Origin of the sequence: Streptococcus sp. HMSC077F03 (genome assembly GCF_001812375.1) — a bacterium.
In the GTDB taxonomy this organism is placed as follows: domain Bacteria; phylum Bacillota; class Bacilli; order Lactobacillales; family Streptococcaceae; genus Streptococcus; species Streptococcus oralis_S.
In genome coordinates this window covers 1-590 of record NZ_KV808798.1, presented here as the reverse complement: position 1 = coordinate 590, position 590 = coordinate 1, and the positions used below count along the sequence as shown (strand labels likewise).

The window sequence follows — 590 nt, the reverse complement described above, 5'->3', positions numbered from 1 at the left end:
TCCATCAAGTACATGGTAAGGGCCTTTGGACTGAACTTGCGAGCCAAGTCCATACCAGCAGTCTGAAGGAAGGTGGTCTTTCCTGTACCCGGACTTCCGTAGAGGAGGATATGACCATCCTTGGAGAGATTGATAGAGACAGCTTCCTGCTTCTGGGCCTGCGGAATATCCGCCATCCCCAAGAGGACAGAGAGTGGTTTCTCTTGTGCCCAGGCTACTGCTGGTTGCACTTCTTCCAGTTCGTCTAGTGCGATTCGCTCTTTGAGCGGTGGCAACCATGGCTGTGGTACTGGAGGAATCTCTTGTTCTTCACACAAGAGCTGGATATGGTGCACTATCGCATCCAACTCTGTCGGAACTTCCTTAATCTCATCCACATCTTCTAAGCCAGAGAGGTCTTCATTCAAGATCTCATATTGGCCCAATTCATTGATTAGGTAGATGGTATGATCTTCGATCCCCATATCGTCCTTGTCCGGCTGGTAATCCGCCCCTGACCAGGCTGACTGGAAGAGTTCATAGACTTCGTTATTCCCGACCTGTAGATAGGCACGTCCTGTCTGGGTGATCTCGGCCGCGTCCGGTGTATG

General features: G+C 51.0%; 1 protein-coding gene. It reads right to left on the bottom strand.

Features of this window, described 5'->3' with window-relative positions:
- On the bottom strand, positions 1–590 hold a 590-nt coding region (locus HMPREF2853_RS09105), incomplete at both ends, for an FtsK/SpoIIIE domain-containing protein (protein WP_261674248.1).